The 24379-nt window shown below is 59.3% G+C and carries 25 protein-coding genes; 13 read left to right on the top strand and 12 right to left on the bottom strand.

Annotation, left to right across the window (positions count from 1 at the left end; translation table 11 throughout):
* Positions 1-517: 517 nt before the first annotated feature.
* From rpsT to mutM, 3 genes are all read right to left on the bottom strand, one after another.
* Positions 518-781, bottom strand: coding sequence for a 30S ribosomal protein S20 (gene rpsT / locus ACWNZ3_RS18140; RefSeq protein WP_269362465.1), 264 nt, complete (start codon positions 779-781; stop codon positions 518-520).
* A gap of 239 nt (positions 782-1020) precedes the next feature.
* Entirely contained in the window at positions 1021-1797 is a 777-nt protein-coding gene (locus tag ACWNZ3_RS18135; protein ID WP_114273940.1) for an enoyl-CoA hydratase, read from the bottom strand.
* A gap of 64 nt (positions 1798-1861) precedes the next feature.
* A complete protein-coding gene (mutM, locus tag ACWNZ3_RS18130; protein ID WP_496900777.1) occupies positions 1862-2713 on the bottom strand; it encodes a bifunctional DNA-formamidopyrimidine glycosylase/DNA-(apurinic or apyrimidinic site) lyase in 852 nt (283 codons plus the stop codon).
* A gap of 102 nt (positions 2714-2815) precedes the next feature.
* On the opposite strand from mutM, the gene ubiE reads away from it, so the two are divergent.
* From ubiE to ACWNZ3_RS18115, 3 genes are read left to right on the top strand one after another with little or no spacing between them, the layout of a single operon-like run.
* Positions 2816-3559 (top strand): bifunctional demethylmenaquinone methyltransferase/2-methoxy-6-polyprenyl-1,4-benzoquinol methylase UbiE, encoded by a 744-nt coding sequence (ubiE, locus tag ACWNZ3_RS18125; RefSeq protein WP_269362469.1) that lies wholly within the window; start codon positions 2816-2818, stop codon positions 3557-3559.
* On the top strand, positions 3560-5092 hold the full coding sequence (ubiB, locus tag ACWNZ3_RS18120; RefSeq protein ID WP_269362470.1) for a 2-polyprenylphenol 6-hydroxylase: 1533 nt from the start codon (positions 3560-3562) through the stop codon (positions 5090-5092). It begins immediately after the preceding gene.
* A gap of 41 nt (positions 5093-5133) precedes the next feature.
* Positions 5134-6024 carry a cation diffusion facilitator family transporter gene (locus ACWNZ3_RS18115; protein WP_496900776.1) on the top strand — a complete coding sequence of 297 codons (891 nt, stop codon included), beginning with the start codon at positions 5134-5136 and terminating at the stop codon, positions 6022-6024.
* 77 nt (positions 6025-6101) lie between these two features.
* Here the strand turns inward: ACWNZ3_RS18115 and ACWNZ3_RS18110 are convergent, their stop codons facing one another.
* The gene (locus ACWNZ3_RS18110) at positions 6102-7580 is read right to left on the bottom strand and encodes an ABC transporter substrate-binding protein (protein WP_496900775.1); all 1479 of its coding nucleotides are present in this window, start codon (positions 7578-7580) and stop codon (positions 6102-6104) included.
* Positions 7581-7714: 134 nt separating this feature from the next.
* On the opposite strand from ACWNZ3_RS18110, the gene ACWNZ3_RS18105 reads away from it, so the two are divergent.
* Complete coding sequence (locus ACWNZ3_RS18105; protein WP_496900774.1) at positions 7715-8971, top strand: Hsp70 family protein; 1257 nt, start codon at positions 7715-7717, stop codon at positions 8969-8971.
* Here ACWNZ3_RS18105 and ACWNZ3_RS18100 read toward each other — a convergent pair.
* Positions 8968-10245, bottom strand: a complete 1278-nt coding sequence (locus ACWNZ3_RS18100) for an acetylornithine deacetylase/succinyl-diaminopimelate desuccinylase family protein (protein WP_496900773.1) — start codon at positions 10243-10245, stop codon at positions 8968-8970. The genes ACWNZ3_RS18105 and ACWNZ3_RS18100 overlap by 4 nt on opposite strands.
* A gap of 11 nt (positions 10246-10256) precedes the next feature.
* Positions 10257-11528, bottom strand: a complete 1272-nt coding sequence (locus tag ACWNZ3_RS18095; protein ID WP_496900772.1) for an aminotransferase class V-fold PLP-dependent enzyme — start codon at positions 11526-11528, stop codon at positions 10257-10259.
* A 133-nt stretch (positions 11529-11661) separates the two neighbouring features.
* On the opposite strand from ACWNZ3_RS18095, the gene ACWNZ3_RS18090 reads away from it, so the two are divergent.
* Together ACWNZ3_RS18090 and ACWNZ3_RS18085 are read left to right on the top strand one after the other, a co-directional pair.
* Entirely contained in the window at positions 11662-12507 is an 846-nt protein-coding gene (locus ACWNZ3_RS18090; RefSeq protein WP_269362476.1) for a formate/nitrite transporter family protein, read from the top strand.
* A gap of 36 nt (positions 12508-12543) precedes the next feature.
* Positions 12544-13437 (top strand): YihY/virulence factor BrkB family protein, encoded by an 894-nt coding sequence (locus tag ACWNZ3_RS18085; RefSeq protein WP_338019738.1) that lies wholly within the window; start codon positions 12544-12546, stop codon positions 13435-13437.
* Positions 13438-13465: 28 nt separating this feature from the next.
* Here the strand turns inward: ACWNZ3_RS18085 and ACWNZ3_RS18080 are convergent, their stop codons facing one another.
* Complete coding sequence (locus ACWNZ3_RS18080) at positions 13466-14194, bottom strand: Crp/Fnr family transcriptional regulator (RefSeq protein WP_269362478.1); 729 nt, start codon at positions 14192-14194, stop codon at positions 13466-13468.
* 88 nt (positions 14195-14282) lie between these two features.
* Between ACWNZ3_RS18080 and ACWNZ3_RS18075 the strand changes: the two genes are divergently transcribed.
* The gene (locus ACWNZ3_RS18075) at positions 14283-14657 is read left to right on the top strand and encodes a hypothetical protein (protein ID WP_496900771.1); all 375 of its coding nucleotides are present in this window, start codon (positions 14283-14285) and stop codon (positions 14655-14657) included.
* On the opposite strand, the gene ACWNZ3_RS18070 is transcribed toward ACWNZ3_RS18075, so the two are convergent.
* The 3 genes from ACWNZ3_RS18070 to ACWNZ3_RS18060 form a co-directional block, all read right to left on the bottom strand.
* On the bottom strand, positions 14614-14922 hold the full coding sequence (locus tag ACWNZ3_RS18070) for a hypothetical protein (protein WP_496900770.1): 309 nt from the start codon (positions 14920-14922) through the stop codon (positions 14614-14616). The genes ACWNZ3_RS18075 and ACWNZ3_RS18070 overlap by 44 nt on opposite strands.
* A gap of 60 nt (positions 14923-14982) precedes the next feature.
* Positions 14983-15297 (bottom strand): ElaB/YgaM/YqjD family protein, encoded by a 315-nt coding sequence (locus ACWNZ3_RS18065; RefSeq protein ID WP_269362481.1) that lies wholly within the window; start codon positions 15295-15297, stop codon positions 14983-14985.
* A 131-nt stretch (positions 15298-15428) separates the two neighbouring features.
* On the bottom strand, positions 15429-16238 hold the full coding sequence (locus tag ACWNZ3_RS18060) for a response regulator (protein ID WP_269362482.1): 810 nt from the start codon (positions 16236-16238) through the stop codon (positions 15429-15431).
* 107 nt (positions 16239-16345) lie between these two features.
* On the opposite strand from ACWNZ3_RS18060, the gene ACWNZ3_RS18055 reads away from it, so the two are divergent.
* From ACWNZ3_RS18055 to ACWNZ3_RS18040, 4 genes are all read left to right on the top strand, one after another.
* Positions 16346-16510: a NepR family anti-sigma factor gene (locus tag ACWNZ3_RS18055; protein ID WP_205388149.1), complete on the top strand. Its 165-nt coding sequence runs from the start codon at positions 16346-16348 to the stop codon at positions 16508-16510.
* Positions 16503-17060 (top strand): RNA polymerase sigma factor, encoded by a 558-nt coding sequence (locus ACWNZ3_RS18050; protein ID WP_496900769.1) that lies wholly within the window; start codon positions 16503-16505, stop codon positions 17058-17060. Before ACWNZ3_RS18055 ends, ACWNZ3_RS18050 begins: the two co-directional genes overlap by 8 nt.
* 2 nt (positions 17061-17062) lie before the next feature.
* Complete coding sequence (locus tag ACWNZ3_RS18045) at positions 17063-18781, top strand: sensor histidine kinase (RefSeq protein ID WP_269362483.1); 1719 nt, start codon at positions 17063-17065, stop codon at positions 18779-18781.
* 108 nt (positions 18782-18889) lie between these two features.
* Positions 18890-19027 (top strand): hypothetical protein, encoded by a 138-nt coding sequence (locus tag ACWNZ3_RS18040; RefSeq protein WP_269362484.1) that lies wholly within the window; start codon positions 18890-18892, stop codon positions 19025-19027.
* A 75-nt stretch (positions 19028-19102) separates the two neighbouring features.
* On the opposite strand, the gene ACWNZ3_RS18035 is transcribed toward ACWNZ3_RS18040, so the two are convergent.
* On the bottom strand, positions 19103-19654 hold the full coding sequence (locus tag ACWNZ3_RS18035) for a cupin domain-containing protein (protein ID WP_496900768.1): 552 nt from the start codon (positions 19652-19654) through the stop codon (positions 19103-19105).
* A gap of 192 nt (positions 19655-19846) precedes the next feature.
* On the opposite strand from ACWNZ3_RS18035, the gene gabT reads away from it, so the two are divergent.
* Positions 19847-21259 (top strand): 4-aminobutyrate--2-oxoglutarate transaminase, encoded by a 1413-nt coding sequence (gene gabT / locus ACWNZ3_RS18030; protein WP_114273922.1) that lies wholly within the window; start codon positions 19847-19849, stop codon positions 21257-21259.
* Between the two features lie 99 nt (positions 21260-21358).
* Here the strand turns inward: gabT and ACWNZ3_RS18025 are convergent, their stop codons facing one another.
* Positions 21359-22975 carry an FMN-binding glutamate synthase family protein gene (locus tag ACWNZ3_RS18025; RefSeq protein WP_496900767.1) on the bottom strand — a complete coding sequence of 539 codons (1617 nt, stop codon included), beginning with the start codon at positions 22973-22975 and terminating at the stop codon, positions 21359-21361.
* A gap of 408 nt (positions 22976-23383) precedes the next feature.
* Between ACWNZ3_RS18025 and ACWNZ3_RS18020 the strand changes: the two genes are divergently transcribed.
* The gene (locus tag ACWNZ3_RS18020; RefSeq protein ID WP_496900766.1) at positions 23384-24343 is read left to right on the top strand and encodes a TAXI family TRAP transporter solute-binding subunit; all 960 of its coding nucleotides are present in this window, start codon (positions 23384-23386) and stop codon (positions 24341-24343) included.
* The last annotated feature ends 36 nt before the right edge of the window (positions 24344-24379 follow it).

Here is a 24379-nt window from a genome sequence, read left to right as displayed (position 1 = left end):
TTTTTCTAACTCGTCCCCAGCCAGGTTTCTAACAAGCGCCGGAGCAGTCCGGCACTACACACAATCCAGAACACAGATCGATTGTCCGGTCCCAAACGGAAACCGACCCAAGCATCTGGACCTTTCAAACAAGGATTTCGCCAATCGATGCAGCCAGGTGCATCGGTCTTGGCAAAAGCCGTCCGTATCAAAACGAACAGGGCAAACGCGCTAGCAGCAGCATTCGCAATACGGGTGTGACGTGACCAAACCACATCCACCCGCGTCCCAAAATAGATACTATCCGATTCCGAAAGTGCCTATTTACAGGGCCTGTCCCCCCACGCGAAATGAATCGCTCTATGTAGGTAGCAAGGACAGAGGCCGCGCTTCAACATATCTTCCGACTTGACTCACTTTTTTGTCGGGAAAGAATCTATGTTGGTTTTTTGAGACCTCAGACACGAAAAAAGGCGCCGCTATGCGACGCCTTTTGATTCAAGCAGATAGTCGATTCGGTTCGCGAGAACCCTGAAAATCAACCCAGAGCTTTGACCCGTGCCGCGAGGCGCGACATTTTTCTCGATGCGGTGTTTTTATGAAACACACCCTTTGTCACACCGCGCATCAGCTCGGGCTGTGCTGTTTTCAGCGCTTCGGTCGCTGCTGTCTTGTCGCCGGAAGCGATCGCTTCTTCGACCTTGCGCAGATATGTGCGGATGCGCGAACGACGCGCCTTGTTGATCTGGAAACGCTTTTCGTTCTGACGTGCGCGCTTCTTGGATTGTTCTGTGTTTGCCATGAGGATCAGCCTTCGGGTTTTTCAATTTCGGTTCAAGGCGCGTGACGCCAAACCCGTGCCGGATGTACCGGGAAGGTGATTCTAGCCTGAGCGGGCTGCACGCGCATGTATTGGGCGCGCTATAGCGGGAAATGCAGCCGGTTGTAAAGCCATCGGAACGTCAGGCCGCAATGGCGCGGCGGCGTTCAGGCAATTGCAAGGCACCGGCCGGTTGGCGGGCCATCCGAAGCAGGACGGCCTTACTTGTCCCTGAACTGTGCTTCGCGCTTTTCAAGGAAGGCGGACATGCCTTCGTTCTGGTCCTCGGTCGCGAACAGCGAGTGGAACATCCGGCGTTCAAACAACAGCCCTTCGCGCAGCGGCACTTCGTAGGCGCGGTTGACCGCCTCCTTGACCACCATGACGGAGATCATGGATTTCTCCGCGATCTTTGCGGCGGCGCTCATGGCTTCTTCCATCAGCTTCTTTACCGGGACAACCCGCGAGACCAGGCCGGAACGTTCGGCCTCTTCTGCGTCCATGAAGCGGCCGGTCAGGTTCATGTCCATCGCCTTGGATTTGCCGACAAGGCGGGTCAGCCGCTGGGTGCCGCCGATCCCGGCCACGACGCCAAGGTTGATCTCGGGCTGGCCGAACTTCGCGGTCTCGGAGCAGATGATGAAGTCGCACATCATCGCCAGTTCGCAGCCGCCACCCAGCGCATAGCCGGATACGGCAGCGATGATAGGCTTGCGGACGCGCATGATCTGTTCGGTTTCGGGTGTGAAAAGATCTCCGGAAAAGGCTTCGACGAATGTCTTGTCGCGCATCATGGCGATATCGGCACCGGCGGCGAAAGCCTTTTCAGAGCCGGTGATGATGATGCAGCGGACCTTTTCATTGTCCTGCGCACCCTTCAGCGCGTCGGCAAGCTCGGACATCAGAACATCGTTCAACGCGTTCAGGGCATCAGGTCTGTTCAGCGTGACAAGCGCCACATGGTTTTCCACATCCACGATGATCGTTTCGTATGCCATCAGAGGGTCTCTCTATCGTTGCGCTCAGGTCGCCACGCATAACACGGGCAAAATACGTTTCAAGCTATCTTTGACATTCACCGCAATAGAACGAAGAGCGTCCGGACTGCACGATGCGTCTTATGACCTGGCCGCAGCCCGGCGTGCGACAGGGGGCGTTTTCGCGCCCGTAGACATCGAAATTGTGCTGGAAATACCCCAGTTCGCCATCCGCCTGACGAAAGTCGCGCAGCGAGGATCCGCCAGCTTCAATCGCCTCTGAAAGCACGTTGCGGATGATCGGAACCAGGGTGGCAATCCGCGTGGCCGAGATACGGTCGGCCTTGCGTGCGGGATGGATGCGGGCGCGGTAAAGCGCTTCGCAGACATAGATATTTCCCAATCCCGCGACGATGCGCTGATCCAGCAGCGCGGATTTGATCGGCGTGTTGCGCCCCTTGAGCGCGGCAATCAGATGCGCCTCGTTGAAGGTGTTGCCCAGAGGTTCCGGCCCCAGAATGGCCAGCAGCTTGTGCTGATCGGCCCGGGCGGTCTGCATCAGGTCCATCGCGCCAAAGCGGCGCGGGTCGTTGAAGGTGATCTGCGCACCATTGGCCATGTGCAGCACTACGTGGTCGTGTTTTTCGGGCGCGGGATGGCTGTGCACGAATTGGCCCAGCGGGTCACCGGAAACCAGCATGCGGCCCGACATCCCGAGGTGGATCAACAGCGATTCCCCCGATGCGAGATCGGCCAGTATGTATTTTGACCGGCGGCGCAGACGCTCGACCATCTGCCCCGTCAGCCTTTCGGCCATTCCGGCGGGAAAGGGCCAGCGCAGGTCGGGGCGGTTCACCTGCGCCCGTTCGATCACAACGCCTTCCATCGCCGGGGCAAGGCCACGGCGCACGGTTTCGACTTCTGGCAGTTCGGGCATCTGGCCTCCTTTTCACGGGCAGTCGGGGCCTGCGGCAATTGGCGGTTTGTATCCCGCGTGTCTAGGCTATATCTCCGCCTTGATAATATCGGGACGCTGATCATGACAGACAAGACCACGCATTTCGGCGCGCAGACCGTGCGCGAAGATGACAAGGCCGGAATGGTCCGCAACCTGTTTTCCGATGTGGCGAACAAATATGACATCATGAACGATGTGATGAGCATGGGCATCCACCGTATCTGGAAAGAGGCGATGATGGATTGGCTTGCCCCGCGCGCCGGGCAGCGGCTGCTGGATGTGGCGGGTGGCACGGGTGACGTTTCGTTCAAGTTCCTCAAACGCGCAGGGCAGGGGCATGCCACCGTCTGCGACCTGACCGAAGGGATGCTGGTCGAGGGGCGCAAGCGCGCCGAGGCAGAGCAATTGGCCGACAGTCTGGACTGGGTTGTCGGCGACGCGATGAACCTGCCCTTCGACGACAACAGCTTTGACGTCTATACCATCAGCTTTGGCATTCGGAACGTGACGCGTCCGCAAGAAGCGCTGAACGAGGCCTATCGCGTGCTGCGTCCCGGCGGGCGGCTGATGGTGCTGGAGTTCAGCCAGCTGCCGAACCCGATGATGCAAAAGGCCTATGATCTTTACAGTTTCAACGTGATCCCGCGCATGGGGCAGGTCATTGCCAACGACCGCGACAGCTATCAGTACCTGGTGGAATCGATCCGCAACTTCCCCGACCAGGAGACGTTTCTGGACATGGTCCGCGCCGCGGGATTCGAACAGGCCAAGTACCGAAATCTGACCATGGGCATTGCCGCCCTGCATTCAGGCTGGAAGCTTTAGGTGCGTGGGCCCCATAACATATGGCGGTTGATCCGCACCGGTGCCACGCTTGAGCGGACAGGTGCGATGAACCTGGTGCTGGATGCCTTCGAGGCGACGCCGACCCTTCGGTTTGTGGCCCGTGCGCTTGGCCTGCCGTTCAAATGGCTGGGCTACAAGGGCGATCCGTCGATGCCGCCCGCGACCCGCGCGCTGACGGCGCTGGGACCGGCCTACATCAAGTTCGGGCAGGTCCTGTCCACCCGTCCCGATGTGGTGGGCGATGAGCTTGCGGTGCAATTGCGCGTGTTGCAGGACAAGCTGCCGCCCTTTTCCATCGAAGAAGCCAAGGCCGAGGTGGAGCGTGAGCTGGGCGAGCCGGTGAGTGATCTGTTCTCCGATTTCAGCGAATCGGTGGCCGCGGCCTCCATCGCGCAGGTGCACAAGGCGACATTGGCGGATACGGGCGAGCAGGTTGCGGTCAAGGTGTTGCGCCCGAACATCGAACGCGCCTTCCGCAAGGATGTCGATGCCTTCTATCTGGCGGCCCGCATGGTTGAAATGTTCTCTCCCGGTTCGCGCCGCCTGCGCCCGATGGATGTGATCGAGCATTTCGATGGCGTTGTGCGGGGCGAGCTGGATCTGAGGCTGGAAAGCGCTGCGGCGTCGGAATTCGCCGCCAACACCAAGGATGATGAAGGATTCCAGCTGCCTGCAATCAAGTGGAACCTTTCGGCGCGACGGGTGATGACCCTGGGTTGGGCGGATGGCGTGTCGATGGGTGACAATGACGCCATTGATGCCGCCGGCCATGACAGGGTGGCGCTGAGCAACCGGGTGCTGCAATTGTTCCTGAACCATGCGCTGCGCGACGGCTTCTTTCACGCCGACATGCACCAGGGGAACCTCAAGGTGGCGCCGAACGGCGATATCATCGCCTATGATTTCGGGATCATGGGCCATATCGACGCCTATACCCGCCGCGTCTATGCCGAGATCCTCTATGGGTTCATCCGCCGCGATTACATGCGTGTGGCCAAGGTACATTTCGAGGCGGGATATGTGCCTGCCGACAAGGATGTCGACGAATTCGCCCGCGCCCTGCGCGCTGTGGGCGAGCCAATCTTTGGCATGGATGCCACGCGGATTTCCATGGCGCGGCTGTTGACCTATCTCTTTGAAGTGACGGAGCGGTTCGGGATGGAAACCCGGACCGAACTGATCCTGCTGCAACGGACGATGGTGGTGGTCGAAGGGGTTGCACGCTCGTTGAACCCGCATATCAACATCTGGGAAGTGGCCAGCCCGATCGTGACCAATTACATTTCCAAATCCATCGGTCCCAGGGCGCTGCTCAGCGATCTTGCCGGCACGGCGCAGGTGCTGGCGCGGTTTGGTCCACGGTTGCCGGGTCTGGTGGAAGCGGCGCTTTTGCGGCAGAGCAACGAGACGACGATTGTGCGCCCGCCGCGCAAACGCTGGATCGCCCTGTCCGCGCTGGGCGGGGCCGCCGCAATGGCGGGCCTGATCGTTCTGGTTGAAGCCCTGACCTGATCCGTCGCACCCTGCGACAGACAAATACAAGAGACCGCGCGATGAGCCCTACGATGAAACTGGCCACAGGCAGTATTGCGATTGGCATTGTCGTGCTGCTGCTCAAGGTGATTGCCTATTGGGTTACCGGTTCTGTCGCGCTGATTTCCGATGCTCTGGAAAGCTCCGTGAACGTGGCCACCGCCATTGCCGCACTGATCGCGATCCGGATTGCGGCGCGGCCCCCGGATTCGAACCATCCCTTCGGTCATCACAAGGCCGAGTTCTTCAGCGCGGTGCTGGAGGGGGTGATGATCATCGTCGCCGCCCTGATCATCCTGAACCAGGCCTATGCCGCCTTCGCATCCCCCCGTGAGCTGGATGCGCCGATCGAGGGGCTGTTGATCAATCTTGGTGCCACCGCGCTTAACGGTGTCTGGGCCTGGCTGCTGGTGACGCGGGGGCGTCGCTACAAATCGCCCGCGCTGGTTGCGGACGGCAGGCATCTGTTTACCGATGTGCTGACGTCATTCGGCGTTGCATTCGGGATATTGCTGGCTTTTGCCACCGGCCTTTGGGTGCTTGACCCTTTGATGGCCGTGGTGGTGGCGCTGAATATCCTTTGGTCCGGCTCGAAGGTGGTCAAGGAATCGCTGAGCGGTCTGATGGACGAAGCGGTGCCGGAGAGCGAGCTGGACCAGATCAGGGAAATCATCGCGACCGAAGCGGGCGGCGCGACGCAGGCACACGACCTGCGCACCCGGCACGCAGGCGCGATCACCTTTATCGACTTTCATCTCGTGGTGCCGGGAGAGACCTCCGTCTTTGAGGCGCATGAGATTTGCGACCGTGTGGAGAACAGGTTGCGGTCCGAACTTGGCGAGGCGCAGATCACCATTCACGTGGAGCCCGAGCACAAGTCGAAGAGCACGGGCATTTTCATCGTCGATTGAGCATATGCTGTTCGCAGCTCAGCGCCGGACATGAAAAGGCCCCCGCCGGTGCGGAGGCCTTCTGTTTTGTCGTCAGATCATTCGGTCCAGCGAACGGCCGTCAGGTCGGTCGCCTGTGTCGGGGCGTTTTCCCACAGGCCTTCGATCCCGGCTTTGGCCACCGTCGGCAAGGCCAGCTGGAACAGGTAGCCATTCACGTAATCCTCCGAGATCATCCGCTGCGCATCACCCAGCATCTGGTTCCGCTTGTCCGGGTCGGTGGTGCGGTTCAGATCGGCCATCAGCGCTTGCAGATCGGGGTTGTCATACTGGAAATAATAGTCGGGATTGGCATAGATCCCGATGTCCATCGGCTCGGTATGGCTGACGATGGTCAGGCCGAAATCCTTGCCCTTGAACACGGTTTCCAGCCATTGCGCCCATTCGACGTTGGTGATTTCCGCCTTGATGCCCACTTCGGCAAGCTGCGCCGCGATGATCTCTCCGCCGCGCCGGGCGTAGGAGGGGGGCGGCAGGTGCAGCGTGGTTTCGAACCCGTCGGGGAAGCCTGCTTCGGCCAACAGCGCCTTGGCCTTTTCGGGGTCATATGCGCTCAGCGAGGTCAGATCGACATAGGCCGGGTTGTGCGGGGCGAAATGTGTGCCGATGGGCGTGCCAAGGCCGAACATCGCGCCGTCGATGATCGCCTGCCGGTCAATCGCATGGGCCATCGCCTCGCGCACTTTCACGTTGTCAAAGGGCGCGCGGGTGTTGTTGGTGGAGAGAATAGTCTCACCCTCGGTCGATCCTACGATGACCTGAAAGCGCGGATCAGCCTCGAACTGGGGCAGGTTTTCCGGCGCAGGGAAGCCCGCGAAGACATCCGCATCCTCGGCCATCATCGCGGCAAAGGCGGCGGTGGGGTCGGAGATGAACTTGAACGTTGCCGATTCAAGTTGCGCGGGCGTGCCCCAGTAATCGGGGTTCTTCGACAGCACGATCTTGTCGCCCTGTGTCCAGCTGTCGAACTTGAAGGCGCCGGTCCCGATCGGCTGCTGTTTGATGTTGTCGATGCTTTCGGGTGCCACGATCACCGCGTCACCCCAGGCAAGGTTGAACAGCATGCTGCCGTTCTGCTCGCTCAGCTTGACCTCGACGGTCGCGGGGTCGATCACGTTGACTTCGGAAATGGCTGAGTAAAGCGCCTTTTGCGCATTTGCGCTGTCCTCGGCATTGATGCGGTCAAGGCTGAATTTCACATCCTCTGCGTCCATGGTGGTGCCGTCGTGAAAGGTGACGCCTTCGCGCAACTTGAAGGTATAGGTCAGCCCGTCTTCGGAAATTTCCCAGCTTTCGGCGAGGCCCGGCACGACGGAGCCGTCGGACATGAAGCGAGTCAGTCCCTCGAACACATTGGAATAGAGCACGGAATCGATGGCCCCGGCAGCAGCTGATGTGGGGTCAAGGTGAGGCGGCTCAAGTTGCAGCGCGACGGTGATGTCGTCCTTGGCAACAGCCGCGCCTGCCATCAGGGCGGCGGTGCTGACGCCAAGCAGCAAGTGGCGAAGGTGGAACATGGGTGGTCTCCCTTTTGATTATGGTGAAAGGCTAGCCAAATCGCAGACTTCTTGCCAGCGTTCTTAATCGGTCAATTGCCATTCATGCACGAAACGCCTAGTCAGCGACCTTTGATTCAGGGGCGGGCGGCGGCATGTCAGCGACATTGGGTATAGATTTCGGCACATCAAATTCTGCCGCCGGGATCCTCGTGGATGGCAGACCGCATTTGATTCCGCTGGAGGCCGATGCGCAGACCTTGCCGACAGCGGTCTTTTTCGATTTCGCGGCGGGTCAGATGGTGGTGGGAGAAAGGGCGAGCGCCGCCCTGCTTGCGGGTGATGAGGGGCGCTATATGCGCGGGCTGAAAAGCCTGCTGGGCACAAGGCTGATGCGCGAAAGCAGGATGCTGCTGGGCGAGCGGCTGGATTTCATCGACATCGTCGCGCGGTTCCTGGCGGAGCTGAAAGCAAGGGCCGAAGCGGCAACCGGATTTCAGTTTGATCGGGCGCTTTCCGGGCGGCCGGTCCGGTTTCATTCCGCCGATGCCAGGCGCGACACCCAGGCATTGCTGGACCTGACAGAAGCCTACCGCCGCGCCGGGTTTGCAGAGGTGCGGTTCATGAACGAGCCGGAGGCGGCGGCGCTGGCAAACCGCGAGGTGCTGGCCCCCGGCGATCTGGCGTTGATCGTGGACATCGGTGGCGGCACGTCGGATTTCACGCTGTTCCGGCAGAAGGGCACGGCAGAGATCGACATTCTGGCCAGCCACGGCGTTCGCATCGGCGGCACCGATTTCGACCGCCATCTGAGTATCGGGCGGGTCATGCCGCAGCTCGGCATGGGCAGTCCGATCCGCCATGCCTTTGGCGATGACACGCATATCGCGCCGAATGCCATCTTCAATGACCTTGCGACCTGGGCCAAGATCCCGTTTCTCTATGGCCCCGATACCCGGAAGGCGGCGGCGGAGCTGGAGAAATTTGCGGTGCATCCCAAGCGGCTGGGTCGTCTGGTCAGGGTGCTGGAAGATGAATTGGGCCATGATCTCGCCTTTGCCGTCGAGGCGGGAAAGATCATGGCGAATACGCCGGGGGTCGCCGACCCGGTGGTCAAGGTCGGGATGCTGAAACCCGGTGCCACATTGCCCTTGCCTGCGGATTGGATGACGGCGCGGCTGGCCCCGCTCGCGGATGAGATCGGCGCGGCGGCTTCTGATGCGATGGCCACGGCAGGGGTTGCGCCGGAACAGGTCGACAAGGTGATCTTTGTCGGCGGCTCCAGCCTGATGCAGGTGGTCGAAAACGCCCTGCGCATGCGTCTTCCGAATGCCGAGATCCACCGGGGTGCGGCGCTGACGGCAATTGTCGATGGGCTGGCCATCGGTGCCGCGACCGCCTTTGACGGCTAGCCTTTCATCAGCAGGCTTTCCATCGCGGCACCCATGACCATGGCACTGTCGATCATGTCATCTATGCCGATCCATTCGTCGGGTTTGTGGGCCAGTTCCAGCACCCCCGGCCCGTAGGCGATGCAGTTCTTCAGGGTGCCGATCCGGTCGATGTGTTTCTGGTCATAGCTGCCGGGCGAGGCGACATATTCAGGCGCCTTGCCCATGACCTGTTCGATGGCGTCTGCCACGGTGCGAACCACCGGCGCGTCACGGTCCGTCATGGAGGGCAGGACCGAGTTCCGCTCGGTCAGTTCAAAGTCAAAATTGGCGCGTGTGGCGCGCAGCCCTTCCAGCAGCTCCATGACCTCACCCCGGACCTGATCCAGCGGCTCTTCGATCAGGAACCGCCGGTCAATCACGATGCGGCAGCTGTCGGGGACGCAATGGGCCTGCAGGCCGGTGAAACCTTCCTCCGGTTCGGCCTCTCCGCCGTGGATGGAGTTGATGTTCATCGTCGATTGCCGCGCGCCTTCAGGCACGACCGGCATGTCGGTATAGCGGGCAGCCATCGCGGGAAACAGCTTGTCCTCGAACTCCTGCAGGACCGCGCCCATGTGGCGGACGGCGCAATCGCCCAGAAATGGCATCGCACCATGGGCGATTTCGCCCTTTGTCTCGATCTCGGCCCACCAGCCACCGCGATGGCCCAGGCAGATGCGGTCCTTGTTCAGCGGTTCGGGGATGATGACGTGCTGAACGCGGCTCGGGTTGAAATAGCCCTGCTCCGCCAGGTAGGCGACGCCGCCGTAGCCGCCGGTTTCCTCGTCTGCAGTACCTGAAATCTCAATCGCACCTGCGAAGTCGGGATGCGTTTCGATAAAGGCCTCGGCCGCAATGATGGAGGCGGCCAGCCCGCCTTTCATGTCGCATGCACCGCGTCCGTAAATCTTGCCGTCGGCGACGTCACCGCCGAAGGGATCGAAGGTCCAGCCCGCGCCGACCTCCACCACGTCCGTGTGGCTGTTGAAGTGGATGCAGTCGCCGGGCCGCGTACCCTCGCGCCGGGCGACGATGTTCCAGCGCGGATATTTGTCGCTGTCGCCAGGGGTGCCGGTGGCGCGGATCAGTTCCGTCTCGAAACCATGCTTGCGCAGGCGATTGTCCAGATATTCGCAGATCAGGCGATAGTCCCGGCCCGGCGGATTCAGGGTGGGAATGCGGATCAGGTCCTGGGTCAGCGCGATGAGGTCATCACGCTTGGCAGAGATGGCAGTGCGGAGCGATGTGTTCATACCAGCATCGTTCACTGGTCTGAGACGATTGGCAAGGTCATCTCTTGCATGGCCAGCAACAGCGCCCGGACTTCCGCGAGGGTGTTGTAGTGACAAAGCGAGACACGCACCGCAGCGTCAAGGCCAAGCGGGGTCAGGACATTCCCCGAATAATGATCGGCGCGGCGGATGTGGGTGCGGATTCCGTTGTCGTTCAAATTCGCCACGATCCGGTCGGCGGGAAGCCGGTCAAGCGCAAAGCAGACAAGTCCCTCGCGATCTTCATTTTCGGCCCCGCCCAGTATCGTGACACCCGGCAGCGAGGTAAGTCCGGGCAGGTTGCCCAAGCCATAGAGCAGGGCATCCGTCAGCGCCTTTTCATGGGCATGGATGCTGGCACCTGCAGCGATGATCCGGCTGCGGGTGTCGGTCTTGTCCGATACCTCGCCACCAAGCCAATCCAGATAGTGCACGACATCTGAAAACGTGGCGTAGGCTCCGGTGTCGCGGGTGCCCATTTCCCAGTTGCCCTGAGGTCCGCCCGCAAGCGTCTCGATCTTGAGAGCGGTCAGCCTGTCGGAGGCCCAGGCCACGCCATAGCCGTGCCGGGAGAACATCTTGTAAGGCGAGACGACATAGCCGTCGATGTCATAGGCGGCAATGTCGACCTGCCCGTGGCTGGCGTGCTGGATGCCGTCCACGATGATGAAGGCATCCGGTGCCTCGGCGCGGATCGCCCTGGCGATGGCGGCCACATCGTTGGCAATGCCTGTGACAGGCGAGGTGTGCAGGATGGTCGCCACAGTGACATCTTCGCGCATGACATCGCGATAGGCGGAGGCCGTGACCTGGCCGGTAGCGTCGTCATGCGGCACACTGAGGTATGCAACACCCGCTTGCTGCGCCCAATGCTGTGCCGCGCTGCGGGACGCAGGATGCTCGACCGTTGATCCGATCACCGCGCCGCGGTGCGCAGGCCCCATGATTGCGGTCCGTATCAGCCTGAACAGCAGTTCGGTCCCCGATTCACCGACAAAGAAGCGGCCCGAGTCTGCGTTGAAGAACAGGGCCATGTCCGCCTTGGCGTCGGCGATAACCTTTACCAGTGCGGCCGAGGCCGGGTTGTCCCGGCCCTGATTGTCCGGGATCGCAGCAAATTTTGCAGAAGTCTCCACCACGGATTTCAGGGTAAGCGCGCCGCCCGCGTTCTCGAAGAAGATGCGCGGCCCCGTGAACGGGCAGGTGTCGACATGTGCAAATCTTGCACGGATTTCATCGCTAAGACGGTCGGAGTGAGGTTTCATGGATTCTTCCTTTGCTGAGCATTGTTTTGAAAGCTCCACGCGGCAGGTGCAAGAAGGCTAATTGCGCAAAGGCGCTGTCCGCATCGAAGAACTGCACTAGTTCCCACAGAAATCGGTTTAAAGGATGATCGCCATGGCGCCACTGATCCGGCATCACCCCAGTGAAAAAGAATTCGAAGACGCGGCGGAAGAGAAATCGGTCCACGAAGCGGCGGCATTGTCGCCGCGGATGATCTATGAGGTCATCCGGCGGGATGGTGAAGAGGAACTGGCCCGCACCAAGAGATCCCTGATCTGGTCAGGCATCGCCGCGGGCATGCTGATCAGCCTCTCGGTGCTGGGGGAGGCGATATTCAGGGCGCATCTGCCTGATGCCTCCTGGCGGCCACTGCTGGAGAATCTGGGCTATTCGCTGGGCTTTCTGGCCGTGATCATGGGCCGAATGCAATTGTTCACGGAAAATACCATCACGACAGTTCTGCCGATCATGCATCAAAGGTCCGTGCATTCGCTGCTCTGCATGGCGCGGCTGTGGACGATCGTGCTGACCGCGAATGTCATCGGGGCCTTTGCGGCGGCCTCACTCTTCGTCTTTACCCCGGCCATTCCGGGCGAGACGATGGCGGCCATCCTGGCCCTGTCGGAACATGCCACCGGGATGCCCGCATCGGAAAGTTTCTGGCGCGCCATTCCCGCAGGGGTGATTGTCGCCCTCATCGTCTGGATGCTGCCGCAGGCGGACGAAGCGGCGTTTTTCCTGATACTGACGTTCACATGGCTGATCGCTGCGGGTGATTTCACGCATATTGTTGCCGGGTCCGTCGAAATGGCCGTGTTGCTGTTGCGTGGCGAACTTGCCGGCATGCAGGCAATCTTCGGGTTTTTCGTGCCGGTTCTTGCTGGTAACATCATCGGTGGGACGATTATCTTCACCCTCGTCGCATGGGGGCAGGTGCGCGACGATGTTGAGGAAGGATAGCTTATGGGAACGCTCAAACTGCCGAGAAGTCCCCGATTGTATTGGGAGGCATTCAAGGCGAGCCTGAGCCATGTCGCGGAAAACGACCTTTCCCTTGTCTCTGCCGGCGTCGCCTTCTTTGCAATGTTGTCTTTGTTCCCCGCTCTTGCTGCTGTCATCGCCATTCTGGGGCTCATCTCGGACCCGGCTGTTGTCCTGCCGCAGCTTGAGGACATGCGCAGTTTCCTGCCCAACGATGTCTATGAGATCATAAATGGTCAGGTCACGTCGCTGATCACCGCCAGCAGCGAAACGCTGGGCTGGGCAGGGCTTTTGTCACTGTTCTTTGCCCTTTGGTCAGCACGGGCAGGCGTCGGCGCGATGATGGTCGGACTCAACAACGTCTATAAACAGCGAAACCGGAACACGGCCTGGCATTATTTGCGTGCGCTCATGCTGACTGTCATGCTGGTTGTGGTTGCAATCGTCGCGATGCTGGCGCTTGTCGTGACGCCGGTTGTGTTGGCGTTCTTTCCCTTGGGTCCCTTCGGGACATTGGTGGTCGAACTGATCCGCTGGGTGATCGCAATTGCCGTTCTGTTCGCCGGTGTCGGCGTGCTTTATCGGTTCGGCCCGAACCGGAAGGCGGCGCGGTTGCCCTGGCTGTCTGCCGGTGCCGTTCTTGCGGTTGTCGCCTGGGCGATCCTGTCTTTCGGCTTTTCCTATTACGTGGCGAATTTTGGCAATTACAACCAGGTTTACGGGTCCATCGGCGCGGTAATCGCGATGCTGATCTGGCTGTGGATCTCAAGCTTTCTGGTGTTGTTCGGGGCCTCACTGAATGCCCAGATCGAACTGCGGACCTGGGAGGATTCAACCGTCGGCCCATCCAGACCCATGGGGCAGCGTGGCGCGGTCGTGGCAGATGAAATCGTGGAAGTCTCCGAGTAGATCAGCGCCTAACCACCGGGATGTCAAATTACATGAGCGGTCTGGGCCGGAGTGCGTGAAAGGATGTCATTCCAAGCCTGGCCAATTCTTCAGGTTGCATGATGTGCAGTGACCCGTTGCTCCAGGAAACCAACTGCGCCTCTCTCAGCTTGGCGAGCGTCTTGTTGGTGTGAACAAGGGAAAGACCCAGCGCATCGGCAAGATCACGCTGGGTATAGGGCAGCGCCATCTGATTGTTTTCGACCATGCCCAAGGCCAGACCGCGCTGGTAGACCTTGATCAGCGCCCAGGCCAGGGATTGCGTGGCAGTCCGCTGGCCCAGCGTCGCGACAGTTTCACCCAGGAAATGTTCCTCGATTGCGGCAAGCCAGGTGATGTCAAAGGCGCGGCTGGGGTGGGACCGGAAAAAGTTCCAGAATTCAGAGCGGTCGAAGACACAGAGCCGCATGCGCGTCCGCGCTTCGACGGAATGCCCCATCTTTCCCATCAGGCCGGCCTGTAAGCCAAGGAATTCTCCGGGAAAAACGAAGCTCACCACCTGACGCTCCCCGTTTTCCAGCATTTTATCGCGGATACCCATGCCTGACAAAACCGTGAACAGTTGGGGTGCATTCGATCCTTCCATCAGAATCGGCGTGCCGGGGTCGATGGTCAGTTCACCGGCTTTGAATTTCTGCATGAAATCGACTTCGTCCGAGGAAAGAGCGATAAAAAGGTCCTTTTGTCTGAGCGGACAATTCTTGCATTTGGTCGCCATTCGATCACTACCTCGTTATGTCATAGTTTAATGCAGTGTAGGATGTTCTGCTGTATGTCGTCGTTTTTAGGCCGGAAGTCAGACTGCCATGTTTTACCTAGTTTACGAGCGCGACCCCTTTGTTCGTGTCGACATCTGCGAAGCGCTGGTCGGCGAATTTGAGGGCAAGCCTGTTGTGGAATGCGACACTCTGGAAAGCCTCGAACAGGGGTTGGCGGTGTATTCTGACCGGCTGCAGCAGACCTGCGTTGCCTTTGCGGTTTCGGCCGACGAGTCGGAGGCGGAACTGGAATGGCTTTCCAGGATGGCACCGGTCGGTCGTCTGGTGATCCTCGCGGATGAAGTGCCTCCGGATTTCCCAAGACGTCGCGATGCCGTGTACCTGTCCAAACCCTTCAGCACGCATGGACTGATCGCCGCTATCCGCGACGGCCTTTCTGACCAGCTTGCATCCCAGACATGAACGCCAAAATGATCTGATACAAGGTGCCCTGCAGATCACCGCTCTTGTGTTGTCTTGCCAGTTCCAGCCTTTCCAGTTCCCGCCGGGCGGATCGGTTCCTGGCTGAAATCATGGCGATCACGATCAGGCCCGCCCCGAAATAGATCCCGCCGATGACCGTCGCGGCGGTCAGGGCGGTCGATACGGTTGCCAGATAAATCCAGAAAGCGGCCGTCAGAAAACCAAGGCCAACGACAAGCAGCAAGGAAGCACCCAGACCAAGCACAGCGGTCTGTGCGGCCTGGGTGGCTTTCACCTGTGCTTTTTGTGCGAGGTGATCCAACATTCAGCGGCGTGCCGTCAGCAGGCCGATCAGAAACCCCGCGCCGGCGGCGATGCCGATTGCGGTCGCAGGCTGGGTGCGAATGAAATCTTCTGCCTGCTTCTGGGTTTCCCTGGCCCGTGCCTGCGCCGCACCACCCAGTTCAGACGCTTTCAATTGCGCGGTGTCGCGGACTTCGGCGGCCTTGTTCTGACTGTATGCTCCGATCGTGGAGGTCAGTGATGCAATGTCGTCTTTCAACACCTGCAACTGTTTGGAGAGGTCCTCGACCGTGACGTCACCGGCCTTGTTGTGGATTGCTTTGGTAACGTTCGACATATCATTACTCCTGTTTGATTTTGTGATCATTTGTCTGGGAGTTAACGTCGCGCGCGGCCAAATGTTCCGTGCAAAGGAAAAGCCCCGCAGAAGGCTGCAGGGCTTTGTTCATTTTTCGGTTGTTGAAACGGTCAGGCGTTGAGCGTCTCTGTCGAGGAGAAGAACATGGCCTGCGATACGGATGAAACAACCTGCTCCACCGTGTAGGGCTTGGAAATCAGGAACGCCGGTTCCGGCTTGTCGCCGGTCAGCAGCCTTTCGGGGAAGGCGGTGATAAAGATCACCGGGCGGGTGCCCATCTCTGTCAGAATGTCGTTCACCGCGTCGATGCCGGATGAATTGTCCGCCAGCTGAATGTCGGCCAGGATCAGATCGGGCGGATCCTGACGGCCCAGTGCAACGGCCTCGTTCCGGGTGCGGGCCACGCCGGTGATCCGGTGACCCATCTCGGCCACGATGCTTTCGATGTCCATCGCGATGATTGCCTCATCCTCGATGATCATCACTGACCCTGTCGCGCTGTCCGCCATTTCACGGCGCGCGATCTCGACAAGTTCTTCGGCCTCTGCCTGCTCGACGCCGATGATCTGGGCAATCGCAGAAAAGGAGAAACCCTCGATGGTGTGAAGCAGCAATGCCTCGCGCGAATTGTTGGTAAGAGTCGCAAGCCGGACTTGCGCCTTGGCGCGTGCACCGCTTTCGCCTTCTTCGATCGGTGCGCCCGCGCTGGCCCAGATGCCATACAATACCTTGAACAGACCCGTTCTGACATCGGTGCCGTCAAGAACGGACCGATCCGCCAGAATCGCTTCCAGTGCTGCGGCGGCGAACATGTCACCGCTCTGCTGGCTGCCGGTCATCGCGCGGGAAAATCTGCGCAGGTATGGAATGTTTTCTCCCAATTCATCACTGATGTTGCGTGGCTCATTGGCATCACTCATTTCGGCAGTCCTTTATTTAATAATTCTTGGAACCAAACGCCGCGCGCGCTGGTTAAGTTCCAGTGTGGGTATAAAATATCTATGATTAAGGTTGAAGAACCAGAGGTATGTTTGTGAAATCTGCGAAGAATGAGGATCGCGAAAGCGTTATTGATGAAAATTTGAAGAAGGTTTTCAACGAGACGCTGGAAGAGGGAATCCCGGATCGATTCAAGGACTTGCTGAGTAAGTTGAAGCAGCAAGAATCCCAGCGCGGTTCCGAAAATGACTGACAAGGGTCCCCGCGACGAGCTGGTGGAGCATCTGCCTGCCATGCGCGCATTTGCAATCAGTTTGACACGGAACGGGTCACTGGCCGACGACATGGTGCAGGACACCCTGGTGAAGGCCTGGACGAATATCGAGAAGTTCGAGCCGGGAACGAACATGCGTGCGTGGCTCTTTACCATCCTCAGGAACACCTATTATTCGTCTCGCAGGAAATCCAAACGCGAAGTCGCAGATGTCGACGGCGTGTTCACCGAAAGCCTGGCAGAGAAACCCGCACACGATGGTCACATGCAGATGAACGATTTCCGCAAGGCGCTGGGCAAGCTGAAAGTCGAACAGCGCGAAGCCTTGCTGCTGATCGGTGCCTCCGGTTTCTCTTACGAGGAAGCGGCCCAGATGTGCGGCGTTGCCGTCGGGACAATCAAAAGCAGGGTCAACCGTGCAAGGGCACAGCTGGCAGAGTTGATGGAGCATGGCGAAAACGAGTCGCTTGAAATGACGGACGATGCAACGATGTCCGTTATCTCTGCCTCCAAGGTCGCCAGTTTCTGACGATGACTTCCGGGTTCTTTTCCGGAAGCCTCCTGAAAGGGCTGGCGGTCAGGGTTCTGTTCTTCCTGTCGCTGGCCCTGATGCCTATCGGGTTGATCGCAATCGTCCAGACCTGGGAAATTTCCAGACAGAACCAGACAAGCGCAGAACTGTCATTGCTGGCGGTGACGGAACAGGCCTCATCCGCCGAGCGGCGCGTCCTGCAAGAAGCATTCGGTGCCGTGGATGCCCTGAGCGCATTGGTCAGGCTGTACCGTGATGACCCTGTGGAATGCAGCGAATTGTTTCGCGAATACCGGAATGCCACCCGCAACTATGAGGTTGTGGGCTTTGTTCAGGTGGATGGGCAAATGGAGTGTTCGTCCTCAGGTGGCACCTATGACCTTTCGGAAAGGGCCTGGTTCAAATCAGCCATGGCGAACCCGATCCGGGCCGCGACCACCGTGGATTCCGGGGCAGTGTCCCGCAAATCTGTAACGGTGGTTCAGGTGCCAGTGTACGAGGATGAAGAACTGATCGGATTCATGGCAATTTCCATCCCGGCGGATGTCATCGCGTCCGAGGAAGAACCTGAACTGTCCCTCACGCCGCTGGCCATGGTTACCTTCAACGCCAAGGGCGACATACTGACCTCGGAACGGGGGATGGATGTTTCCGGCGTTGAAATGCCGGAGAACATCTCTTTGTCGGTCTTTGCCGGAACCGACACCAAGGTTTTCTTTGCCGAGAACGCCAAGGCCGTGAACCGCGCCTATGCTGTCCTGCCGATTGTACCTGACACCGTCTATGCGCTGTCTGTCTGGCCGGAAAACACGCCATTCTTGCAGATGGATCTGTCAACGCGGCTCAGCACGCTGCTGCCTGTCGCGATGTGGGCTGCGAGCCTGATCGTTGCTTTCTGGGCGCTGAACCGGCTGGCGATCCGGCATATCCGCAAACTCGGCCGCCAGATGAGACGTTTCGCGTTAAGCAGGACGCTGCCGCGTGACACGTTGTCTCCCTCAATTCCCACCGAACTGGCAGAGATGGAAACGGCGTTTGTGGCGATGGCGGAATCCATTCTGCGCGACGAGGCGACGCTGGAAGACAGCCTGCGGGAAAAGAACATTCTGCTGAAAGAAGTGCATCACAGGGTCAAGAACAACCTGCAGCTTATCTCTTCGATCATGAACATGCAGATCCGGCAGGCCAAGACCGAGGATGCGCGTTTCGTGCTGAGACGGCTTCAGGAACGTATTCTGAGCCTCGCGACGGTACACAAGAACCTGTACCAGGATGACAATCTGGTCCGGGTCGATGCCAAGGTGCTGCTGGAAGAGGTCATGGGGCAACTGCTGAAAGTCGGCCTGGGGCCGGGCGGCCATGTGAAGATCACCCAGGATTTCGAACGGATCAGCATTGATGCCGATGATGCCGCACCGCTGACGCTGCTCACGTCAGAGGCCATTACAAATGCATTGAAGTACCTGCCGCAGTCTTCGCATGACGCCCGTCTTGAGGCGAACCTGCGGCTGATCGGCCCCGAAGAGGCAAGGCTGACCGTCACAAATTCACTGGGTAGGGTGCCCAGCGTAACGGGCACCGGCCTTGGGTCACGCTTGATAGATGCCTTTGCCCGGCAGTTGAACGGTCAGGTCGAAGTTGAACAAACCGACAGTACCTACACTTTGAACGTCACCTTCCACGTCCCGAAAACCGCCAAACAGATATATGACTACTAAACTCGTGAGCCCGGCGTGGGCCGGACGACAGCAGTTGCAGAGCGACATGGAACCAATTGTGCCGTCGCTCCGTTTGTTCCGTGACAGAAGCTGCTGAAAGGACATGAGATGGATGCCGATCTGTTCCTTGGTGGCTTGGCCGTACTAACCCTCGCGGCAATCGTTATCGTTGCAATGACCTCGGGTGGTTCAACCATCCGGTCATTCGGATCAAAGCAGGATCCCGACGAGAAATCGCAAGGATAGAGGCGATCGAGAGACCACCAATCGAAGGAAGAAGGGTGGCGCAGCAAGACGCCGCGCCACCCTTCGCGATGATGATCAGAAGCTTGGCGGGGTGCAGGCACTGACCACTTCGCAGACCTCGGTGCCGATATTCCGGAACCTGTGCGGCAGGTGGCTTTCGAAAATATAGCCATCGCCGACGTTCAGAACAGTGACGTTGCCATCCACAGTCACCTCGATTGACCCTTTGACCACAATTCCTGCCTCTTCGCCTTGATGAGAAAGCGATTCCGGCCCGGTATCCGCGCCGGGCGGGTAGGTTTCATGCAGGACCTGCAGGCTGTGGTTTTCGATGTTTCCCAACTGACGCAGAGAAACCTGGCCCGGCGATGCCGGGGCAACTTCGGTGAACTCGTCCGCCGCATAGAAGAACTTGGGCTGATCGTTGTTTTCCAGTGTCGAGAAAAACTCGGCCATGCTGATCGGGATAGCGTCCAGCAGGCTTTTCAGCGATGCCACCGACGGGCTGGTTCTGTTCATTTCGATCAGGGAGATCGTACCGTTCGTCAGGCCGGCGCGCGCGGCCAGTTCCCGTTGTGACAAACCGCGCTGTTTGCGGATGGTTTTCAGTTTATGGCCGATGTCCAAGTCAGCGCCCCTTATGCTGTTTCACATGTTCTGCAAGCACCGAAAACGATGTCTGCCACAAGCAAAATCCGGCCCAGATACCGTTGGCAATCCCTTAATACGCAAATCTGTGATTGACAATTATATTAAACGGAAGGATAGCAATTTTTAAACGCGGCTCTGCGCGTTTTCAATCGAAAGGATACCTTTTCAATGTCCGATACCGCCAAGAAACCGCGCCGCAAGGTTGCCCAGAAAAAAACCACGAAGTCTGCTGCATCCGCGCAGGCCGTCGTGAAGAACATCGTTTCCGCCGCTGTTGCAGGCGCAGATGTCACCAACGCCCAGTTGATTGCACGGCGCAATGCCGCTGTTGCACGCGGCGTTGCCTCTGCCGCACCGATCTATGCCCAATACGCTGAAAATGCCGAACTGTGGGATGTGGAGGGCAACCGCTACATCGACTTCGTGGGCGGCATTGGCGTGCTGAACACCGGCCACCGTCACCCCAAGGTGATTGCGGCGGCCAAGGCGCAGGAAGACCATTACACGCATACCTCCTTTCAGGTTGTGCCCTATGGCCCCTACATCGAGCTGGCTGAAAAGCTGAACGCCCTCGCCCCCGGCGACGCGCCCAAGAAGACCCTGCTGGTCACCACCGGCGCGGAAGCCGTCGAAAACGCGGTCAAGATCGCGCGTGCGGCTACCGGCCGTCCCGGCGTCATCGCCTTTACCGGCGGCTACCACGGCCGCACCCTGCTGACGCTGGGCATGACCGGCAAGGTCAGCCCCTACAAGAAGGGCGTCGGCCCCTTCCCGGCGGATGTCTTCCGCGCGCCTTTCCCCTCTGTCCGTGACGGGATCACCGTCGAGGATGCGATCACCGGGCTGAAGAACCTGTTCCTGACCGATGCAGAGCCGTCCCGCGTGGCAGCGATCATCATCGAGCCCGTGCTGGGCGAGGGGGGCTATACGCCCGTACCTTTCGAGATGATGCATCAGCTGCGCGAAATCTGCGACCAGCACGGTATCCTGCTGATCGCGGACGAGGTGCAGGCGGGCTTTGGCCGGACTGGCACATGGTTTGCAATCGAGCATTCCGGCGTTGTGCCGGACCTGATCACTGTGGCGAAATCCATGGCAGGCGGCTATCCGCTGGCGGGTGTGATCGGCCGTGCCGATGTGATGGACGCCATGGAGCCGGGCGGCCTGGGTGGCACATACGGGGGCAACCCCGTCGCCTGTGCTGCGGCGCTGGCGGCAATCGAAGCGATCGAGGACGAAGGTCTGCTGGCACGTTCCACGGCGATGGGTGAAACCCTGAAAGCCCGGTTTGCCGAAATCGGCGCGCGCTCTGCCCCCTACCGTTTCTGGGACATCCGTGGTCTTGGCGCGATGATTGCCGTCGAGTTTGTTACCGATTTTGACAGTGCAAAACCGGATGCGGATTTTACCAAGCGGGTCATTGCCCATGCCCTCAAGCGTGGTCTGCTGCTGCTGAGCTGTGGCATGCACGGTAACGCGGTGCGTGTGATGGTGCCGCTGACGGCATCTGATGCGGTCGTCGAGGAAGGTCTGTCGATCTTTGAAGCGGCTGTTCAGGCGGCGCTTGCCGAAGAAGCCTGAACTTAACGGTCCTGGACTGAAACGCGCGCGGTTCGCCGCGCGCGTTTTGCGTTTGGTGTCGAATTTTTCGGACAAATCGGTCCGGAAATTCTGAACCTGCTAGTCAATGGGCGCGAAACTGTCGGCCCTTGCGCGGGCCCAGCGGGTCTTGTCCCCGTGATAATCCTCCGCGTTGTCATCCAGCAGATAGCCTTCGGGAAGATAGGCATAGACCTCGTTGCCTTCGACCATGCTCTTGTCGCCCTGTCGCAGCATCAGGTGACGGGGCAGGAACGCACTGGGATGGCTCAGGCCGGCGGCACCGGTCATTTCTGCCAGCGCCTCCATGGTATTGCGGTGAAACCGGGCGACGCGTTCGCTCTTGTGCGTGACGTTGAGCGCGCGCATCCGGGTCTTGTCCTGTGTCGCAACACCGACAGGGCAATGATTGGTATGGCAGGCCTGCGCCTGGATGCAGCCGATGGCGAACATGAAACCGCGCGCGGCATTGCACCAGTCCGCCCCCAGCGCCAGCGCGCGGGCGATGTCAAAGGCGGATACAACCTTGCCTGCCGCGCCGACCCTGACCTGATCGCGCAAACCTGCGCCGCGCAGGGTGTTATGGACGAATGTCAGACCTTCGATCATCGGCATGCCGACGTGGTTGGAGAATTCGACGGGCGCGGCACCGGTGCCGCCTTCGGCCCCGTCGACGACGATGAAATCGGGTACGATCCCTGTTTCCAGCATCGCCTTGACCATGCACATGAATTCCCGCCGGTGCCCGATGCACAGTTTGAAGCCGACCGGTTTGCCGCCAGACAGATCCCGCAGCTGCTGCAAGAACTGCATCATCTCGATCGGGGTGTGAAACGCGGAATGGGCGGCAGGAGAGACACAATCGCTGCCCATCGGCACGCCCCGTGCCTCCGCGATCTCCGGAGTGATCTTGGAAGACGGCAACATGCCGCCGTGACCCGGTTTCGCCCCCTGGCTGAGCTTGAGTTCGATCATCTTGACCTGGTCAAGCGACGCGGTCTGGCGGAATTTTTCGGGGTCAAATGATCCATCAGCTGCACGGCTGCCGAAATAGCCCGATGCAAGTTGGTAGATTAGATCACCACCCCCTGCCTTGTGATACCGGCTGACCGAGCCTTCGCCGGTGTCATGGGCGAAATTGCCCAGTTTCGCCCCCGTGTTGAGCGCCTCGATTGCATTGGCAGAGAGCGATCCGAAGCTCATGGCGGAAATGTTGTAGATCGAGGCGGAATAATGTTGCTTGCAGGCGTGGCCGCCGATGGTGATCCGGAAATCGAAATCCTCGATGTGAACCGGTTGGATGGAATGGGTGATCCAGGAATAACCGGCATCATAGACCCGCTGGCGGGTGCCGAAGGGCCGGGCATCTTCCTGTCCCTTGGCGCGCTGATAGACCAATGACCTGTCATCCCGGCTGAAGGGTTCTTCATCCTGGTCGGATTCGATCAGGTACTGGCGAATTTCGGGTCGAATGCCTTCGAAGATAAATCGCATGTGCCCCAGGATCGGGTAATTGCGCAGGATTGAATGTTTGGTCTGAAAGAGATCGTAAATGCCCAGAAGGCTCAGCCCGGTAAAGACAAGGAATGGCAACAGGAACCAGCCCGACCAGCTTGCGCTCAACACCAGGCTGACGAAGGAAAGGATCGCGACCGCGACCAGGGAGGCAAAGCGGGTGTAGTCGGAAAAATCTGGCATGAATATCTGCGTCCTGCATGTACTAATCCGGGGCCATGCCAGTTTCACCGGATTGGGATTTCGTGCAAGGTCTAGTCTGGGGAAACACAGTTGCGCGTTTAATATACTAGACAAATCGCCCGGGTTCTGACCGTCGCTCTGGGTGAGCCAGGATCTATAAGTTATTTCATACAGGTAGTTAGGTGCAATAACTGCGGTTTCGTAATGCCTGCTTGAACCTAATTTCAAACGTGCCTAACGTGGAATGAGATTCCGCTAATCCGTGCCTTAGACTTTCCGCGGCATGGATCGGAGCATGGCAATGCGCATGCGCCCGAAAATTGCTCTGGGCAGTTACGGATTGCCGAGACGGTACGGTGTCCGCCGAAATCAGGCGGGCGTCGAAACAATAAAAAGGGAGTTACTTATATGAATATGTTCAAGATACTCGCACTTGCCGGGGCCGTTGCGGCCGGTACTGCGGCCACCGCACAAGAGAAGTTCATCACCATCGGGACCGGCGGTCAGACCGGTGTCTACTTCGTCGTCGGTCAGTCGATCTGCCGTCTGGTGAACCGCGGCACTGCCGATCACAATCTGAAATGCACCGCGCCCTCGACCGGTGGTTCCATCGCCAACATCAACGCCATCAAGGCGGGTGACATGGACATGGGTGTGGCCCAGTCCGACTGGCAGTTCCATGCCTACAACGGGTCCTCGCAGTTCGAAGGGGACAAGTTCGACAAGCTGCGCGCGGTGTTCTCCGTACATGGTGAGCCGTTCAACGTGATCGCCCGCAACGACAGCGGCATCACCTCCTTTGACGATCTCAAGGGCAAACGGGTCAACATCGGCAACCCCGGTTCCGGTCAGCGTGCCACGATGGAAGTCGTGATGGATGCGAAAGGCTGGACGCTGGACGACTTCGCCCTGGCCTCCGAGCTGAAGCCGGCAGAACAGGCCGCCGCGCTGGGCGACAACAAGGTTGACGCGATCATCTATACCGTTGGCCACCCCAATGGTTCGATCCAGGAAGCGGTTTCAACCATTGATGCCAGCCTTGTGCCCGTCGAAGGCCCCGAGATCGACAAGCTGATCGCGGACAATCCCTACTATGCAGCCGCAACCGTGCCGGGCGGCATGTACAAGGGCACCGACAATGACGTGAACACCTTTGGTGTGAAGGCGACATTCGTGACTTCTGCCGACGTGGATGACGAAGTTGTCTACCAGGTGGTCAAGGCGGTCTTTGACAACTTTGACCGGTTCAAGCGTCTGCACCCCGCCTTCGAGAACCTGACCGAAGAGGAAATGATCACGGGCGGTCTGTCCGCGCCGCTGCATGACGGTGCCGCGAAGTACTACAAGGAGCGTGGCTGGATCGAATAAGCCAACCTGTTCCATGCTTTTTCCGGTGGCGGTCCT

The organism is Sulfitobacter sp. IGS-18 (assembly GCF_059628195.1).
Note: the sequence above shows the minus strand (reverse complement) of the source record. Positions and strands in the feature narration are given on the sequence as shown.